Genomic DNA, 19,665 nt, shown 5'->3' on the forward strand with positions numbered 1-19,665 from the left:
TTCTATCTCTCCCTCAACGCTTCAGCTTGGTATTCGCGAATTGGGCTGAGTAGGTAGTCGATAACGCGTCGTTTATCGGTCTTAATCTCAGCAACGACCGACATGCCAGGAGTCAGCTCAACCGTTTGACCATCGATGACGATATTGTTTTTCTTCAGTTGTACTTGAGCAGGGAAGACCAGCCCAAGTTTCTCGTCGGTAGTAGAATCGCGTGAGATACTCAGCAACTGAGCGTCGATTGTTCCGTAACGTGTATAGGGAAACGCATCCACTTTGACCGTGACCGATCGGCCCGGATAGACAAACCCAACGTCTTTATTGAGGATCTGAACTTCCGCCAACTGCACGCTGTTTTCCGGTACGATGATCATCAAATTTTGCGCAGGTTGTAGCACTGCGCCTAGGGTATAGACGCTAAGTTGCTGCACAGTGCCATCGACAGGAGAGCGAATGATTTCCAACTGCTCTCGCTCACGCACTTTAGACAGCTCTTGATTCAACGCGGCCAACTGCAATTTTGCTTGTCGGCGCTTTTCCAGCCACTCCCGATGCTTTTGCGCTTTGAAGCCCGTTTGACGCTCTTCGAGGCTTTGATATTGCGATTTCAGCACTTGTAGCTCTGCTCGTTGCTGAGCGATTTGGCGCTGTACTTCTAGCAACTCTTTCTCTTGCTCTAGATACTCAACGTGGCCAATAACCTTAATCTGATTGAGCGTTTTACGCGCAGCAAGACGTTGGCTGATGTTCTCGGTGAGCTGAGTTAGGGCGTTGATGTCGCTTTGGCGAGCGGCTTGAGAGGTGCGATTGACCTTCATTTCTGCACTGATGCTCGCTAACGTGGCGTCAAATTCTCGTTTCTCACTGAGATAGTTTTCATTGATCAGTGCCTGTTGCTCTGCTGGCAAGGCGGTGAACATCGGGTCTTGAACCAAAGGTTGGTCGTTGAGTAAAGTGCGGTAACGAATGAGTTCATTGGTTTGAAACTCGGATTGAGTGATCAAACGTGTGATGTCTTGATTCACTCCGAGAGTATCCAAGGTCAACAGGGGCGCACCTTTTTTCACCCGCTGGCCATCCCTCACATGGATGCTCATTACGCGGCTTTGCTCATAAGATTGGATAACTTGTGAGCGGCCTGAGACCACAAGACGGCCCGTGGCGGTGGCTTGTACATCCAGTTTTCCCCAATACGCCCACAGCAGCGCAGCCAGTACGCCAATACTCAATGTTATCGCGGTTAGTCGTGCAAAGGGCGATGGCGGCCTTTGAGCCAAAGCAAGATGCGCAGGCAGAAATTCATAGTGGTGTTCGGCACTTTGGCGAGGTTGCCCTTTACCCAAGAAACGCTTAATGATGCTCATCATGCGGTGGTTTCCTCTTGTTTGAGCTCTTGCTGAAGCTGCCATAACTGTTTGTATTGTTTGCCGTGGGTGAGTAACTGCTGATGCGAGCCTTGTTCAACAATTGCGCCTTGATGAAGTACAATGATGCGATCGCAATCGCGCACGGTAGACAAGCGATGAGCGATAGTGATAACGGTGCGGCCTCGAGCGATGTTGGCCATGTTGGACTGAATTAACGCCTGAGATTCATCGTCTAGGGCGCTGGTGGCTTCATCCAAAATCAATACTTTTGGATCCGACAGTAGTGTTCGTGCAATCGCGAGTCGTTGTCTTTGGCCGCCAGAGAGAGATTGTCCGCCTTCCGCTAGAATGGTGTCGTAACCCATTGGCAACTTGAGAATGAATTCGTGCGCGCCAGAGAGTTTCGCCGCTTCAATAATTTCTTCTAAGCTGGCATCGGGCTTCGACTGGGCGATGTTTTCACTCACACTTTTGTTAAATAAGAAATTTTCTTGTAGTACCACTCCCACTTGTTGTCTCAATTGCTGAATGTGGATGTGATTGAGTGGAATGCCATCAATCGTGATGCTGCCTTGTTCAGGACTATAAAGTCGCAACAGCAAGCGAGCCAAGGTGCTTTTGCCTGAACCGGACGTGCCGACAACGCCCAATGTTTCACCCGCTCTTATGTCCAATGACAAGTCGTTGATGGTGGGGGGAACATCCGGTTGGTAACGAAAGAGGACATTTTTAAACGAGACGGCTCCATGAAGTGTGACGATGTCGCTTCCTGTATGTTGTTCTACTGGTAGGTTGAGCATATCCCCGAGTTTTTCGACGGCGACGCGAGTTTGAATAAATTGCCCCCACAATTCGACCATACGCGCTAGCGGCTGGGCGATGTGATTGGTCATCATATTGAAGGCGATCAATTGACCGATGGTCATTTCAAGAGAGAGTACTTCCGTCGCCCCAAGCCACAAGATCGCCACACTGGTGATTTTTTGCAGCAATTGAACTAGGTGGTTTGAGCGATTATTGAGCTGTTGGACATCGTAACCGGTTGAGACCATTTTTTCGGTTTGTTCATCCCAGCGACGAATAAAGCGTGGCTCAACCGCCAAACTTTTCAGGGTTTCACTGCCTGCCACGGTTTCGGTAAGAAAGGATGTGTTTGCCGCAGCATGCGAAAACTGCTTTTCAACCGCCGCCAGCATCCTTGGCGTTAACCACCAAGCAAGAAGGGCGTAACACGGTATTGTGGCGATGAAAAGCCAAGTGAGCGGGCCGGAAAGTAAACTCATTACATACAGGAAGACGAACATAAACAGCAGTTCGACCGTTAGAGTAAACATGGAGCCAGTTAAAAACTCACGCACGGTGTCGAGTTCTCGCACGCGTGTAACAATCGCCCCGACTTGGCGGGATTTGAAAAACATCAACGGTAGGCCGAATAGATGCTTAACCAGTTTTAGTCCGAGTTGTATGTCAATCCGATTGGCTGTGTGGGCATACTGATATTCACGTAGACCACGAAGGACCACTTCGATCACCCCGGTAACCACGAGGCCAAACACCAGTACATCCAGTGTTGACCAAGCTTGGTGAACCAGCACTTTATCCATTACCACTTGGAAAAAAAGAGGCGAAATAAGTGCAAGGATCTGCAAAACAAAAGAGAACAACAGAATCTCACTCAAGACTCGTTTGTGCTGAAGAAATTCGGGAATGAACCAGGTGATGTCAAAGCGAGCTTGTGCTTGTTTTATTTCTAGGGACTTTTTGTTCCAAGTCGAGTTAACTTCTTGATAAGAGACAACTTCCGGACTTTCTTTATTAGGTCTTTGTATTAAACATTTATCTTTATTAGCTTTTGCTAGAATAAATGGTGCACCTTGTGAATCAAATAAAATGGCGGGTGTTTTTATTTTATCTATGTTTTTAAATTGTGAATGTTTTGTAGCTATTTTTACTTTGTTTGCTTTTTTTATTTTTTTGAGTTCTTCTTTATAATTATTAGTTTTTGTTAAATTAGCATTTTCTTCAAATTGTTCTCTATTTCCGCTGATGATACTTAAATAAAAGTGAATACATATCAGCGTTAACCCTTCATTGTTGGACATAATTAAATTACTTAGCCGATGTTCATTGCAGCGTTTTTGAAGGAGCAGAATCCTATCACCGCTTGTTAACACGATCAATCATCAATTTCGGACTGTTCTGCTCATTTGGTGGGCATTTTGTATGTTTATTGTACAAATTTGATTTAAATGAATGATGCGTATCACGAAAATAAGTAAACAATGTCATTGTTACATGATTATGGTATTGAGTGAATAATGGATGATAAAGGTAGAATAATTACTCTAATATAATCGATTTAAGTCTATTGATGACCACTGTTTTACGATGTAATATTTCGACATAAAATAAATATCACAATAATTATTTATGGCTGAATTCTTATATTCTGCCTTTTAATTGAGCTTGCGGGCGGACAGTGATTTCTTTTGAAAGGAATTGTTTTCGTCTTATCTATATAAAACAGTTAGGGGAAATTTATGACTGAGAAGTTTGTTCAAACAGTATCTAGTGTTAACTACAATAAAGGTGTTTTTTCTCTTTATTTTGTCGGGCAGGATCAAAATAATATGGCGAATGGCGTAATGGCTGAAAGCGATAATGATCTTGAACTTAAACAGGTTGTCCATATGCCGGCCTCTGGTTTTATGTATATGGTATCGATGATTAAGAACATGCTAGAAGATCCAAGAATGGAAGCTGAATTTGACAAGCTTGTTGCAGCCGGTTTTCTACCAGCAGGTGATGCTGCGGTAAACCAGGCAGAAGAATCACCAGCGGAAACTCTCGTGAAAGAGAAAGCCGCTCCGAAGAAACGCACTTCCCAAGCAAAAAAATAACAGCATATTGGTTGATATAGGGCAGATGTCTATTACACATCAACCAGCAAATCTCACATTAGCGCAAAAGCAACAGATGATAGGGGGTGTCATGCTGCTCAGCCAGCACTCGCCCCTTCATCGCCGATACGTGGTTGCAGAATGGCAGCAGCGTATTTTGCCTGCTTTTGAGCTAAACCAGTTTTGCTATTACGAAGATGAACACGGACGCCCAATTGCATTTTGTAATTGGGCATTTGTCTCTGAGCAGATCCGAGATGAGCTGTTATCTGGAGTGCGTGAAATATCTCCTTCCGACTGGCGTTCCGGCCAGCATATCTACATTCCAGAGATGATTGCTCCATTCGGGCATGGCAGAGAGGTCGTTAACGATCTTCGTCGCCGTGTGTTTTTACCGTGGAAAGGGCAGAAGGTCTGCACTGTTCGCGGCAAAGTGGATGCTCAAAATGATCGCTGTATCAGAAAGATACAGTGGTTTTCTATTTAACTCCTAAAGAAGAGTTTGGCTTATGGGAAAACCATTTTGGAGAAGTGTTGAATACTTCTTCACAGGGAACTATTCCGCCGACGATGGCAACAACAGTATTGTTGCCATCGGTTTTGGTGGAGAAATTAATGCCTACGGTGGTGATGATCATGTCACTGTCGGGTCGATTGGCGCAAAGGTTTATACCGGTAGCGGCAACGATACGGTCGTAGGCGGTTCGGCATACCTAAAAGTGGAAGACACCACTGGGCACCTTTCTGTAAAAGGCGCAGCTGGGTATGCAGACATTAACAAAAGTGGCGATGGCAATGTGTCGTTCGCCGGCGCTGCTGGCGGTGTGTCGATTGACCACTTAGGTCATCATGGTGATGTCAGTTACGGCGGCGCTGCGGCTTATAATGGCATTACCCGCAAAGGTTTGAGCGGCAACGTCACCTTTAAAGGCGCTGGCGGTTACAATGCCCTTTGGCATGAAACCAACCAAGGTAATCTCTCTTTTGCTGGTGCAGGAGCGGGCAATAAACTAGACCGTACTTGGTTCAACCGTTATCAAGGCTCTCGCGGTGATGTGACGTTTGATGGCGCTGGCGCTGCAAACAGCATCAGTTCACGTGTTGAAACCGGCAACATTACTTTCCGTGGTGCTGGTGCTGACAACCATTTGGTCCGTAAAGGCAAGGAAGGCGATATTCATTTGCAAGGTGCGGGCGCATCAAACCGTATTGAGCGTACACGCCAAGCGGAAGACGTTTACGCACAAACACGCGGTAACATTCGCTTTGAAGGTGTTGGCGGTTACAACAGCCTTTACTCCGATGTGGCACACGGTGACATCCATTTCTCCGGTGGCGGTGCTTATAACACCATTACACGAAAAGGCAGTGGTAGTAGCTTTGATGCTCAAGGTATGGAATATGCAAAAGCGGAAGAAATCGTTCTCACCACGGCGCAGATGCATGGTTTATCGATTGACAACGGCAACAAGTTCCATGCGGTCACCGCTGTAAAATCAGAGCGAGAGCCAAATACCTATCTGTTTGCTATCGCAGACGGTACTTACACCAAAATCAACAAAGTTCGTCTCTATAACGATCCAGAAACGGGCAAACTCAAATACTACTCTGAAGCTTGGTTCAAGCGCGGTAATCATGTATCTGAGCTTGCTCGTTCTGATGTGTCTTCTGCTGGTGGTTTTGAAGTCAATCCAGTCAATGGTGGTTACACCCTTTCTAATATTGCCGTTGAGCATCAGCAATCGTTAACCGTTCATGCTGTCGAGAAAGACCTGACCGAATATGAGTGGGTGACCTACGCCGATGGTGCACTGATTGATGCAAAAGATGTGGCATTATCAGATGCGAAAATGGGCGGTCACGCCATCTCGACAGATGGGACGACAGTCGATGTTCAAGCGGTTAAATCAAACCGAAAACCAAATACTTATGTTTACGCAAAAGTGCTTGGGCCTTACACAAAAATGGTGGTGGTTGAACTTGCTAATGATCCCAAAACAGGGGTGCTTAAGTATCAAGCTCGCTCTTGGTACAAAGAGGGTAATCACACTGCAAACCTAGCCAATGAAGATATTTCGTCTGCAAACGGATATCACTCGATGGGCACAGGCGGCTACTCACTCAGCGATCTGCATTACAGCGTTAACGCGGTAAGAAGCACCAGCGAAACCGTGGCCGATATCGACGAGTACACCGATCAAGCCTTGTTTAAGCCAGCGACCGATAGTGGTGAAAGCTCTGGTGACGTGCGTTTCAATGGCGCGGGTGGCGGTAACGTCATCAAGTCCAATGTGACTCGCGGCAATGTCTATTTTAATGGTGGTGGTATCGCCAACGTCATCCTCCACAGGTCTCAATTTGGTAATACCGAGTTTAACGGTGGTGGCGCGGCAAACGTGATTGTCAAAAGTGGCGAGGAAGGAGATCTCACCTTCCGCGGTGCGGGTTTGGCGAACGTATTGGTACACCAAAGCAAGCAAGGCAAGATGGATGTTTACGCGGGCGGTGCGGTAAACGTATTGGTTCGAATTGGCGATGGTCAATACCTTGCGCATTTGCTGGCTTACGGCAACATTTCTGTGCACAAGGGCAATGGCAACAGTCGTGTCGCCATGCTCGGTGGTTACAACACCCATACTCAAATTGGCTCCGGCAACGGCTTGTGGTTGGCGGCGGGCGGCTTCAATGTGATGACGCAAATGGGTAAAGGTGATGTGGTATCAGTGCTGGCTGGCGGCGCGAACGTGCTTACCAAAGTGGGTGACGGCGATCTAACCGCGGGTATGTTGGGCGGCGCAAACGTGATTACCCACATCAGCGGCGACAATGAAACGTCGAATACCACAGCGGTAGCCTTAGGCGGTGCCAACATTCTCACCAAAAAAGGCAAAGGGAATACCCTTGCGGTGATGGGCGGTGGCGCAAACGTGTTGACGCATGTGGGTGATGGTACAACAACTGGCGTAATGGTCGGTGGTGCGAACATTCTCACCAAAGTAGGTAACGGCCACACGACCGGCATTATGCTCGGTGTTGGCAACGTGCTAACACATGTTGGTGATGGCCAAACTCTTGGCGTGATGGGCGCGGCGGGTAACATCTTCACCAAAGTCGGTGATGGAACCTCTATTGCGGTCATGATTGGTGCAGGTAACATCTTTACCCATGTAGGAGAAGGGAATGCTTGGGCGCTGATGGGCGGCTTGGGTAACGTCTTTACCAAAGTAGGCAACGGTGATGCTCTCGCGTTAATGGTGGCAGAAGCCAACGTCTTCACTCACATTGGTGATGGGATGTCGGTCGCACTGATGTTAGCCAAAGGCAACGTTGCGACAAAAGTGGGTAATGGAACCACACTCGCTGCAATGGTTGGTAACGCCAATATCTTCACTCACGTAGGAAGTGGCAGCACATTTGCAGCAATGCTCGGCCAAGCCAACATCATGACCAAAGTGGGCAATGATCTCACTGCGGCATTGATGGTCGGTAAAGCCAACATCTACACCCATGTCGGTGATGGAACCAGCCTAGGACTATTCGCGGGCGAAGTGAACGTGATGACTAAGGTAGGTAACGGTACGACCTTGGCGGCGATGTTCGGTAAAGCCAACATCATGACGCATGTCGGCGATGGCCTAACGGGTGTGTTAGCACTGGGCGAAGCCAATATTGTCACCAAAGTGGGTGATGACTTCATGGGCGTTGTGGCGGCTGCAAAAGCTAACGTTATGACTCATGTTGGTGATGCAACAACCGCTGCTGTGTTGGCTGGTAAAGGCAATATCCTAACCAAAGTGGGCGAAGGCACCACGGTAGGGTTGTTGATTTCTGATATCGGCAACGTGATGACCCATGTCGGAGATGGCACGACCATTGGTATTGCCAAAGGCAAGGCAAACATCATTACCAAAGTCGGTGATGGTTTGGGCGTCAATGTCGCTTGGGGGCAAGCAAACGTGTTTACCCAAGTGGGCGAAGGTGATCGCTATAACTTCGCCAAAGGTGAAGCCAATATCATCACTAAAGTGGGTGATGGCCAAGAAGTCTCCGTTGTGCAAGGTAAAGCCAACGTCATTACTCATGTGGGCAATGGTGACGACTACACCGGAGCTTGGGGTAAAGCGAACGTCATTACTAAAGTGGGTAATGGCCGTAACGTGGTACTGGCAAAAGGTGAAGCCAACATCGTGACCCAAGTGGGTGATGGCGACAGCTTCAACGCACTTTGGAGCAAAGGTAACATCGTCACCAAAGTGGGTGATGGTATACAGGTGACAGCAGCAAAAGGCAAAGCCAATATCACCACCACCGTTGGTGATGGCTTGAGTGTGACAGCCGCCTATGGTGATGCCAACATCAACACCAAGGTCGGTGATGGCGTATCCGTCAACGTCGCTTGGGGTAAATATAACATCAACACTAAAGTGGGTGATGGCCTGAATGTTGCTGTAATGAAAGGCAAAGCCAACACCAATATTCATGTGGGCGATGGCCTCAACATCAACGCCTCTTACGCACAAAACAACGTTGCAATCAAAGTTGGTAACGGTGATTTTTACAGTTTGGCTGTTGCGTCGAGCAACACCAGCAGCAACAAGCTCTCGGCACTGTTTGATAACATCAAACAAACCCTACTTGGTGTCGGTGGCAGCCAAGCCATCAACTACTTAGTGCAAGGCGATGAAGCATCGTCATCTGGTGCGCAAAAAGGCCGTGGTGCGATTGCAACACCTGAAATCACCAAGCTGGATGGTTTCCAAATGGATGCCATTGAAGAAGTGAACTCGGACTTGGGCGATAGCCTTACCGGCAGTGTCACTAAGGTAGATACTCCAGATCTCAACAAGATGCAAAATGCGCTCAACGTTGACGGTTCTACTGATCAAACTCAAGCTCCGAATCTGATTGTGAATGGCGATTTTGAGCAGAGTGGTTTCGGTTGGAGTTCTACGCATGGTGTCGAAGCTTATGCGTCTGCAAATTCATATGGTTTGGAGCGGGATGGACACGGTAACAATGTGTCTGAATTGGCAACAGATCAAAGCACGACTATCTACCAAGATATTCAGAACCTGACGGAAGGCGAGGTCATTGCTGTGAGCTTTGATTTTGCAAAACGTGCAGGTCTATCGAATAACGAAGGCATTGAAGTTCTTTGGAATGGCGAAGTCGTCTTCTCATCGTCTGGTGACGCCTCTGCTTGGCAGCAAAAAACCTTAAAACTAACGGCGAATGCTGGCAGTAACCGAATCGAATTCAAAGGCACAGGCCACAATGATGGACTGGGCTATATCCTAGATAATGTCGTGGCGAAATCGGAATCGTCGCAACAAGCCAACGCAGTGAGTGAGCACGCGACACAAAATCAAGCGTCGCAGAATGCCTTATCAGATAAAGAGCGCGCAGAAGCGGATCGCCAACGTCTTGAACAAGAAAAACAGAAACAGCTTGATGCTGTCGCAGGTTCACAAAGTCAGTTGGAGTCGACCGACCAACAAGCGTTAGAAAATAACGGTCAAGCTCAACGTGATGCGGTGAAAGAAGAATCGGAAGTCGTGACCGCCGAGTTGACAAAACTGGCGCAAGGTCTCGATGTGCTTGATGGCCAAGCAACGCATACTGGCGAGTCAGGCGACCAATGGCGTAATGATTTTGCCGGTGGTCTGCTTGATGGCGTTCAAAACCAGCTCGACGACGCCAAGCTGCTTGCCAATGACAAGATTGCTTCAGCGAAGCAGACGCAGGCTGACAATAACAGCAAAGTCAAAGAATCCGTTGCGAAATCTGAAGCGGGTGTGGCAAAAGGTGAGCAAAATCGCGCAGGTGCAGAGCAAGATATTGCTGACGCAAAAGCCGATGCAGAAGCACGCAAAGCCGATGCCGTGGCGAAAAGTAACGATGCGAAACAGGCCGAATCTGACGCACACAGCGCAGCAAACGATGCGGAATCGCGTGGTGAACTCGATGCGATGAATGCCGAAAATAAAGCCAACCAAGCGCAGAATGATGCAAAAGGGACGAAGCAAAACGAAGGCGATCGCCCTGACCGAGAAGGCGTGGCTGGCAGCGGCCTTTCAGGTAACGCTCATAGCGTGGAAGGCGCTGGCGAAACGGGCAGTCATGTCAACACCGACAGTTCAACCAACGCCGATGGCCGATTCAGTGAAGGTCTGAGCGAACAAGAGCAAGAAGCGCTGGAAGGTGCGACAAACGCAGTGAACCGTCTGCAAATTAATGCAGGTATTCGCGGAAAGAACAACGGTAGCACAATCACCTCAATGTTCACCGAAACAAACTCCGACAGCATTGTGGTACCAACCACTGCGTCTCAGGATGTGGTTCGAAAAGAGATTCGCATTTCTGGGGTGAACTTAGAGGGGCTTGGTGAAGCTTCGCATGATGGAGCCTTAGTCAATACCATGTTGCGTGAATCTCTACCATTCTATTCACTTCGTACTGAGCGCAGCCTCTTAGTGCAAGAAGGCGAAGAAGGTTTTGAAGTTCGCTCGTGGCCGGGAGCCGATGGAAAGAGCAAGACTATTCTGCTTGATGACCCTGAAGATGCAGCTCAACAAAAATCCATTGAGCGCTTTATCTTGGCAAACTTCGACAACTTCGAGCAGATGCCGGATGAGCTTTTCCTAGTGGATAACAAGGTGCTCTCGCATCACGATGGCCGCACGCGAATTTTAGCGCAAAAAGAAAACGGTACTTGGACGTACAACACCAATGTTGAACTGATGTCTGTAACTGAGCTACTCGATGCTGCTCATGTGAATGGTAAAGTTCGCGGTGAAAGTTACCAACAAGTGATCGACGCTCTGACGGAGTATCATACGAGTACGGTTGAATACGCGGATTACGAACTAGAATCTGTGGAAAAACTGCTCAACCTGCGTAAACAGATTGAAGGTTATGTATTTGGGCATCCGGATTCTGGCCGTGTGGAAGCAATGAACTCACTGTTAAATCAGGTGGATTCTCGTCTGGAAGAAGTCTCTGTTCTTGCGGTCTCTGAGCAAAGCATTAAAGCGCACGATAGCTTTAGCCGTCTATATGACCAGCTTGATAATGCCAACTTAAAAGAAAGCAAACATCTGTATCTGGATGGAAACGGCGATTTCGTCACTAAGGGCAAAGGCAACCTAGCCACTGTCGATCAGCTAGGCGGTAGCGATGCTGTACTTGAAAAAGTAAAAGCAGCCGTAACTCATGAATATGGTCAAGTCGTTGCCGATACGATCTTCGCAAGGCTTTCTGCAAACGAACTGGCGAAAGATGGTAAAGGTATTGATATTGCTGGTTTAAACAAAGTACACCAAGCGATTGAACAGCATATGTCGCCGGTGAGCGCGACCATGTACATCTGGAAGCCGAGTGATCACAGCACACTGGGTCATGCCGCATTGCAAATTGGCCAAGGTCGCACGCAGCTTGAAGGTCAAGCCGCAGCAGACTTCAACAAGCAGAATTACGTGAGTTGGTGGCCAATCGGTAGCAAGTCATCCAATATCCGCAATATCTTCAACGTTGCTACAGAAGATCAGCCTGATCTTAAACTGCGTTGGAGCGATTTCAGCCAACCTGCTCATCAAAATGACACACTTGAGCACGATATGACATCGGAAGAAAACGACGGCTTTGGTTTGAAAGATGGTGAAACTAAGCTGAAACGCTTTATCGAAAAACTCAACGCCGCGAAAGGTATTGATGCCTCATACAAAGATGCTTCTGAAGGTTATGCGAGTGTGCTACTGGGCAATCCGGATATGCTTGCATCGACAGGCATTCCTGCTCATGTATTCCAGCCATTCGTCGACCAATGGAATGACACCAGCTACGACATGATGGACGTCGCAAACCGTTTTGCTGAAGAGCTACAGAAACAAGCTCAGGCAAGTGGTGATCCCGCCCTTGTGGAAAAACGCATCGACAACGTGGTTCGCCTGTTTGCTGAAAGAGCGCTGGAAGAAATCGAAGCCTTTAAGGCTAGCCAAGCAGATGAAGGCCGAGTGTTCCGCATTAACTTAGAAGGGTTGGATGTGGCGGCGATGCAAGCTGAATGGCATCGTCTAAGCAACGATCCGGATGCTCGCTATCAGTTATTGACCAGAAACTGCTCAAGTACAGTCGCAAAAGTGTTGAAAGCGGGTGGCGCTGATAAACTTATCGGCCACACATGGCGACCTAAGTTTGGTGTTTGGACGCCGACAGAGCTTTTCAACTTTGGTCAGGCGCTGCAGGAAGCTCAGCTTGAAATTGCTGCGAAGAAGCAAAGTCATCAAGCCACTGATGTCCTTGATGCCTTGTCAGGCAATGAAAAGCACAAAGAAAACACGGCGATTGAAAATGATGGCACACCACCGCGTGATAAAGAATCTCTTAGCCCGCTGACTCGATTCCTCAACAATGAGTTATACGGTGAGAAAGACGCGCGTCGTAAGATTGGTGAAATCACGCAAACCCTACTTGACCATGCGGTAGAAAATGGAGAATCGCAGAAAGTTACCTTAAAAGGGGAAGCGGGCCGTCTAACGGGGTATTACCATCAGGGAGCGGCTTCAAGCGAAGGTGAAACAAGCGCGACAAGCGGCAAAGTCGTATTGTTCCTGCACGGTTCTGGTTCTTCTGCTGAAGAGCAAGCGAGCGAGATTCGCAGCCACTACCAGAAACAAGGTATCGACATGCTCGCAGTCAACCTGCGTGGCTATGGTGAAAGCGACGGCGGACCAAGCGAAAAAGGCTTGTACCAAGACGCTCGCACTATGTTCAACTACCTAGTGAACGACAAGGGTATTGACCCAAGCAATATCATCATTCACGGCTACTCAATGGGTGGTCCAATTGCCGCAGATTTAGCACGTTATGCCGCGCAAAACGGCCAAGCGGTGTCTGGCTTATTGCTTGACCGTCCTATGCCAAGCATGACCAAAGCCATCACCGCTCATGAAGTGGCGAATCCAGCGGGCATTGTGGGGGCTATCGCGAAAGCGGTTAACGGCCAGTTCTCAGTGGAGAAGAACCTAGAAGGCTTGCCAAAAGAGACGCCGATTCTGCTGCTAACGGACAACGAAGGCTTAGGCGAAGAAGGCGAGAAGCTACGAGCTAAACTTGCGATTGCTGGCTACAACGTCACGGGTGAACAAACCTTCTATGGCCACGAAGCGAGCAACCGCTTGATGGGTCAGTACGCGGATCAAATTGTCTCCGGTCTGTTCAATGCAGAGCAAGCAGCAGTAGAAGCGGGCGAAGTGCTGAAAGGGCTAGAGAAAGACTTTAAACGCTATGGCGACGCGCTGAAACCAGATACGAGCGTACCGGGTAAATCGAAAGACATTCGCACCACCAAAGATTTCCTAAATGGTTACAAAAACGACCATGCGAAGGAGATCGTTGATGGCTTCCGCTCAGAAATGAGCATCAAGCAACTGGTGGATCTGTTTGTTAAAGGCAACTGGAGTGCAGAGCAAAAAGGTGCGCTTGCTTGGGAAATTGAAAGTCGTGCACTGAAAGTAACGTTCCAGAACAAGTCTGAGAAGTACAACCGATTGTTCCGTGAGATTGCTTCTGCTGGCGTGGTGGATGCGAAAGCGACTGAACAGCTTGCACCACAGTTAATGCTGTTGAACCTATCGAATGACGGTTTTGGTGGACGTTGTGATCCACTTTCTAAACTCGTTTTGGTTGCTAAACAGCTTGAAAACGATGGTCAAGTTGGCGTGGCAAGACAACTGCTGGAAAAGATGTACTCTGCGGCAGCGGTGCTGAGCAATCCAACCCTTTACTCAGACAGTGAAAAAGCCAATGCAAGCAAGTTGCTCAGCAGCTTGGCGGCCATTCATGCGAAGAACCCAATGCATGATACGTCGATGAAAGTGTGGCAGGAAAAGCTGGAAGGCAAGCAAGCACTGACCGTAAACGGTGTGGTTGAGAAAATCACTGACGCATCGGCTAACGGTAAACCTGTATTGTTGGAACTTGATGCTCCGGGGCATGCGATGGCAGCTTGGGCAAAAGGCTCAGGTGACGATCGTGTTTACGGCTTCTACGATCCAAATGCTGGCATTGTTGAGTTCTCGTCAGCAGAGAAGTTTGGCGATTACCTAACGCGTTTCTTCGGCAAGTCCGATCTGAACATGGCTCAAAGCTATAAGCTGGGCAAAAACGACGCAGGTGAAGCAATCTTCAACCGCGTGGTGGTAATGGATGGCAATACATTAGCAAGCTACAAGCCAACATTTGGCGATAATACCACCATGCAGGGGATCCTCGACTTGCCAGTGTTTGACGCTACACCGATTAAAAAGCCTACGGGTGGAGTCGTGAGCGATCTCGAAGCATTGGGTGATAAAACCAAGGTCGTGGTTGATTTAGCGCAAATCTTTACGGTGCAAGAGCTGAAAGAAAGAGCAAAAGTTTTTGCTAAACCGATTGGCGCATCCTACCAAGGTATTCTCGATCAACTCGACCTTGTGCATCAGGCTAAAGGCCTCGATCAAATCGCAGCGAGCTTTGAGCTTAATAAGAAGATTAATGCCTACATCGCTGAACATCCAACTTCGGGGCGTAATCAAGCGCTAACGCAGTTGAAAGAGCAGATCACCAGTGCGTTGTTTATCGGTAAGATGGAAGTCGCCCAAGCGGGTATTGATGCAATCGCCCAAACAAGACCGGAGCTTGCCTCTCGTATCTTTATGGTCGCGATTGAAGAAGCTAACGGTAAACACGTAGGTTTGACGGACATGATGGTTCGTTGGGCCAATGAAGACCCATACTTGGCACCGAAGCATGGCTACAAAGGCGAAACGCCAAGTGACCTTGGTTTTGATGCGAAGTACCACGTAGATCTAGGTGAGCATTACGCTGATTTCAAACAGTGGTTAGAAACGTCCCAGTCGAACGGGTTGTTGAGTAAAGCGACTTTAGATGAATCCACTAAAACGGTTCATCTTGGCTATAGCTATCAAGAACTTCAGGATTTGACGGGTGCTGAATCGGTGCAAATGGCGTTCTACTTCCTGAAAGAAGCGGCGAAGAAAGCGGATCCGATTTCTGGTGATTCAGCTGAAATGATACTGCTGAAGCAATTTGCAGATCAAAGCTACTTATCTCAACTTGATTCCGACCGAATGGATCAAATTGAAGGTATCTACCGTAGTAGCCATGAGACGGATATTGACGCTTGGGATCGTCGTTACTCTGGGACAGGCCACGATGAGCTGACAAATAAGCTTGCTAGCGCAACGGGCGTTGACGAGCAGCTTGCGGTTCTTCTGGATGATCGTAAAGGCCTCTTGATTGGTGAAGTGCATGGCAGCGACGTCAACGGCCTACGCTTTGTTAATGAACAGATGGATGCACTGAAAAAACAGGGAGTCACAGTCATTGGCCTTGAGCATTTGCGCTCAGACCTTGCGCAACCGCTGATTGAACGCTACCTAGCTACGGGAGTGATGTCGAGTGAACTAAGCGCAATGCTGAAAACAAAGCATCTCGATGTCACTCTTTTTGAAAACGCACGTGCTAACGGTATGCGTATTGTTGCGTTGGATGCAAACAGCTCTGCACGTCCAAACGTTCAGGGAACAGAACATGGTCTGATGTATCGTGCTGGTGCTGCGAACAACATTGCGGTGGAGGTATTACAAAATCTGCCTGATGGCGAAAAGTTCGTTGCTATCTACGGTAAAGCGCATTTGCAGTCTCACAAAGGGATTGAAGGGTTCGTTCCTGGTATCACGCACCGCCTCGATCTTCCTGCGCTTAAAGTCAGTGACTCGAACCAGTTCACAGTTGAACAAGACGATGTAAGTCTGCGTGTTGTCTACGATGATGTTGCTAACAAACCGAAGATCACGTTCAAGGACAGTTTGAGTGGCGCAAATACCGCTCTTCTCAACCAAAATGTGAATGACTGGGAACGTGTTGTTGTGACTCCGACAGCGGACGGCGGTGAAAGCCGTTTTGATGGTCAAATCATCGTGCAAATGGAGAACGATGATGTTGTTGCAAAAGCCGCTGCGAACCTTGCGGGTAAGCACCCAGAAAGCAGTGTAGTGGTGCAGATCGATTCAGACGGCAACTATCGCGTGGTGTATGGCGATCCGTCAAAACTGGATGGAAAGCTACGTTGGCAGTTAGTGGGTCATGGTCGAGATGACTCAGAAAGTAACAATACGCGTTTAAGTGGCTACAGTGCCGATGAGCTGGCAGTGAAATTGGCCAAGTTCCAACAGTCGTTTAATCAAGCGGAAAACATCAACAATAAGCCTGATCATATCAGTATTGTTGGTTGTTCTTTGGTGAGTGACGACAAGCAAAAAGGCTTTGGTCATCAGTTTATTAACGCGATGGATGCGAATGGTCTTCGTGTCGATGTCTCTGTACGCAGTTCTGAACTGGCCGTAGACGAGGCAGGGCGTAAACATACCAAGGACGCGAATGGCGATTGGATCCAAAAAGCCGAAAACAACAAAGTTTCGCTAACCTGGGACGATCAAGGTGAAGTTGTTGCCAAAGATGAACGTATTCGCAATGGTATTGCGGAAGGCGACATTGATCTCTCTCGTATTGGTGTCAGCGACGTTGACGAGCCGGCTCGTGGTGCAATCGGTGACAACAATGATGTGTTTGATGCGCCAGAAAAACGCAAAGCGGAGACAGAAACCTCATCTTCTTCTGCAAACAATAAACTCAGCTACTCAGGTAACATTCAAGTCAATGTGGGTGATGGTGAGTTTACGGCAGTGAACTGGGGCACATCGAATGTGGGCATTAAAGTCGGCACGGGTGGCTTTAAGTCGCTGGCTTTTGGTGACAATAACGTCATGGTTCACATCGGCAATGGTGAGAGCAAGCACAGCTTCGATATTGGTGGTTATCAGGCACTAGAAGGTGCGCAAATGTTCATCGGTAATCGTAATGTGAGCTTTAACTTAGGTCGAAGTAATGATCTGATTGTGATGATGGACAAGTCAATTCCGACTCCGCCATTGGTTAATCCGTTCGATGGTGCCGCTCGTATTTCGGGCGTACTGCAAAGCATTGCCAGCTCGGGTAAGGGCCAAGATTGGCTAGCGGCTCAAGAGCAGCAATGGACATTGTCTGGCGCCAAGAAGTTCGTCAAAGATATGTCTGGTTTGGATCAAAGCAGCAGCGTTGATTACACCAGTTTGGTTGAACTGGACTCGCAGAATGAGCGAAGCAGCCGTGGCTTGAAGCACGATGCAGAAGCCGCTTTGAACAAGCAGTACAATCAATGGTTAAGTGGCAATAGCGATTCTGACACCAGCAAGCTCAGTCGTGCAGATAAGCTTCGTCAAGCCAATGAAAAGCTTGCGTTTAACTTTGCTGTGGGTGGTCAAGGTGCGGATATCCAAGTCACGACAGGTAACTGGAACTTCATGTTTGGTGACAACATCCAGTCTATTTTGGATACCAACCTAGGCTCACTGTTTGGCCTCATGACACAGCAGTTCTCTGCTACGGGTCAGGCCAAAACAACTTTCACCTATACGCCAGAAGATTTGCCTCGTCAGCTTAAGAACAAGCTACTTGGGCAGTTAGCAGGTGTAGGATCCGAGACCACGCTAGCGGATATTTTTGGCGTGGATTACACCGCGTCAGGTCAAATTGTTTCGCGTAATGGTGAAGCCGTCGATGGTGTAGCGATTCTCAAAGAGATGTTGGAGGTCATTGGTGAGTTCAGTGGTGATCAACTGCAGGCCTTTGTCGACCCAGCTAAGTTACTGGATAACTTGAAGTCGGGTATCAACATGGGTGCGGATGGCATTAAGTCTTTTGCTGAAACCCATGGATTGAAAGAGAAAGCGCCAGAAGAGGAAGAGGACAACTCTTCGGTTTCTGTTAATGGTGCGAGCGTAAACAGTGCGCAAGGCGCGACTGTGGCTGATAGCAGCACCGAAACAGCAGAAACACCTGATCGTGCCTTTGGCTTTAACTCGCTTAACCTGCCGAACTTGTTCGCCACTATCTTTAGTCAAGACAAGCAGAAAGAGATGACATCGCTGGTGGAAAATCTCAAAGAGAATCTCACCGCCGATCTGTTGAACATGAAAGAGAAAACCTTTGATTTCCTTCGTAACAGTGGTCATCTCCAAGGTGATGGTGATATCAATATCTCCCTAGGAAACTACAACTTCAACTGGGGTGGTGATGGTAAAGATCTCGGAGCGTATCTAGGAGACAACAACAACTTCTGGGGCGGACGAGGCGATGATGTGTTCTACGCAACCGGCACGTCAAACATCTTCACGGGTGGCGAAGGCAACGACATGGGCGTTCTGATGGGACGTGAAAACATGATGTTTGGCGGTGATGGCAACGACACAGCAGTAGTTGCAGGACGCATTAACCATGTCTTCCTTGGTGCCGGTGATGACCAGTCGTTTGTCTTTGGTGAGGGCGGTGAAATTGACACCGGTTCAGGCCGCGACTATGTGGTGACGTCTGGTAACTTCAACCGTGTGGATACGGGGGACGATCAAGACTACTCCGTTACGATTGGCAACAACAACCAAGTAGAGTTAGGCGCTGGCAATGACTTTGCTAATGTCTTCGGTAACTATAACCGTATCAATGCAAGCGCTGGCAACGATGTTGTGAAGCTAATGGGCTATCACGCCGTGTTGAATGGTGGTGAGGGCGAGGACCATCTCATTGCATCGGCCATCTCTAAGTTCAGTCAATTCAACGGTGGCGAAGGGCGCGATCTGATGGTGTTGGGCGGTTATCAAAACACGTTCAAAGGTGGCACGGATGTGGACAGCTTTGTGGTGAGCGGTGATGTTATCGACAACCTTGTTGAAGACATTCGCAGCGAAGATAACATTGTCTTCAATGGCATCGATTGGCAGAAACTGTGGTTCGAACGCAGCGGATATGACCTGAAGTTGTCTATTCTTCGTGACCCGGCAAGCGACAGTGACCAAGCGAAGTTTGAGCATATTGGCTCGGTGACGTTCAGTGATTACTTCGACGGTAATCGAGCGCAGGTGATCATCGCAATGGGTGAGAAAGATGCGACGGGTGAACGTGAGTACACAACGTTATCTGAAAGTTCGATTGATGCTCTAGTACAAGCCATGAGTGGCTTTGACCCTCAGGCAGGTGACAATGGATTCATCGACAACCTAGACAGCAAATCTCGCGTGGCGATTACCACTGCGTGGGCAGACGTTGTCCATAAAAAGGGTATAACGGTGTAATATTCACCTACCATTAACATCAAAGCCGCCTGAATAAAGGCGGCTTTTTTATATGCAGCCCCTAGCTTAGCTGAGGGTTACATTGAGCTTATAGCCATTTATTAGTCAATGATCTCTCGTTAAACAAATATCAGCAGGTTGGGGAGTTTGTCGCTAGTGTAATGCACTTAGTAA

Annotated in this window: 5 protein-coding genes; 3 read left to right on the forward strand and 2 right to left on the reverse strand. The window is 48.2% G+C overall.

Annotated features, from left to right (window positions below):
- Positions 1-2: 2 nt before the first annotated feature.
- The gene (locus tag OH458_RS13425; RefSeq protein WP_269978696.1) at positions 3-1,364 is read right to left on the reverse strand and encodes an HlyD family type I secretion periplasmic adaptor subunit; all 1,362 of its coding nucleotides are present in this window, start codon (positions 1,362-1,364) and stop codon (positions 3-5) included.
- Positions 1,361-3,466 carry an RTX toxin T1SS ABC transporter subunit RtxB gene (gene rtxB / locus OH458_RS13430; RefSeq protein ID WP_269978697.1) on the reverse strand — a complete coding sequence of 702 codons (2,106 nt, stop codon included), beginning with the start codon at positions 3,464-3,466 and terminating at the stop codon, positions 1,361-1,363. Before rtxB ends, OH458_RS13425 begins: the two co-directional genes overlap by 4 nt.
- A 438-nt stretch (positions 3,467-3,904) precedes the next feature.
- Between rtxB and rtxH the strand changes: the two genes are divergently transcribed.
- Genes rtxH through rtxA form a run of 3 tightly spaced genes read left to right on the forward strand, consistent with a single transcriptional unit; the run spans position 3,905 to position 19,491 of the window.
- Positions 3,905-4,264, forward strand: a complete 360-nt coding sequence (gene rtxH / locus OH458_RS13435; protein WP_269978698.1) for a protein RtxH — start codon at positions 3,905-3,907, stop codon at positions 4,262-4,264.
- A gap of 25 nt (positions 4,265-4,289) precedes the next feature.
- A complete protein-coding gene (rtxC, locus tag OH458_RS13440; protein WP_269978699.1) occupies positions 4,290-4,751 on the forward strand; it encodes an RTX toxin-activating lysine-acyltransferase RtxC in 462 nt (153 codons plus the stop codon).
- Positions 4,752-4,773: 22 nt separating this feature from the next.
- The gene (gene rtxA / locus OH458_RS13445) at positions 4,774-19,491 is read left to right on the forward strand and encodes an MARTX multifunctional-autoprocessing repeats-in-toxin holotoxin RtxA (RefSeq protein ID WP_269978700.1); all 14,718 of its coding nucleotides are present in this window, start codon (positions 4,774-4,776) and stop codon (positions 19,489-19,491) included.
- Positions 19,492-19,665: the final 174 nt, after the last annotated feature.

This window comes from Vibrio sp. MarTm2 (assembly GCF_027587055.1).
GTDB lineage: Bacteria > Pseudomonadota > Gammaproteobacteria > Enterobacterales > Vibrionaceae > Vibrio > Vibrio sinaloensis_D.

Bases quoted from the DNA above. Each gene is read 5' to 3' on its own strand.
- OH458_RS13425 (WP_269978696.1), bottom strand. From the start codon at position 1,364: ATGATGAGCATCATTAAGCGTTTCTTGGGTAAAGGGCAACCTCGCCAA.
- rtxB (WP_269978697.1), bottom strand. From the start codon at position 3,466: ATGTCCAACAATGAAGGGTTAACGCTGATATGTATTCACTTTTATTTA.
- rtxH (WP_269978698.1), top strand. From the start codon at position 3,905: ATGACTGAGAAGTTTGTTCAAACAGTATCTAGTGTTAACTACAATAAA.
- rtxC (WP_269978699.1), top strand. From the start codon at position 4,290: ATGTCTATTACACATCAACCAGCAAATCTCACATTAGCGCAAAAGCAA.
- rtxA (WP_269978700.1), top strand. From the start codon at position 4,774: ATGGGAAAACCATTTTGGAGAAGTGTTGAATACTTCTTCACAGGGAAC.